This window comes from uncultured Pseudoteredinibacter sp., assembly GCF_947502065.1.
In the GTDB taxonomy this organism is placed as follows: Bacteria; Pseudomonadota; Gammaproteobacteria; order Pseudomonadales; family Cellvibrionaceae; genus Pseudoteredinibacter.
The window spans coordinates 1-221 of the sequence record NZ_CANMYE010000055.1; the positions used below are offsets into that span (position 1 = coordinate 1).

1 protein-coding gene is annotated in these 221 nt (G+C 52.0%); it reads right to left on the reverse strand.

Annotated elements, in window-relative coordinates; translation table 11 throughout:
* On the reverse strand, nucleotides 1-221 hold a 221-nt coding region (locus Q1A41_RS20345; RefSeq protein ID WP_299983017.1), incomplete at both ends, for a hypothetical protein.

Consider the following 221-nt stretch of genomic DNA (forward strand, 5'->3'; position numbering starts at 1 on the left):
TTAGCGGTAGTCCCATCGCTATCGGTCACAACGACTGCGAGACTATCAACAACTTCCCCACCGCTGTGATCTTTAGCCGTGCCACTTGGGTCGTAGTTGTAAGTGACTTCGCCCGTGGCTGAGTTGTAGCCGGTAATGGTTAGCACACCTTCTGGGGTGTTAACTGTGATGTTGCTAGCTGAAGCATTGTTTAATGCGGCAGCTGTAATTGCCTGCCCTGC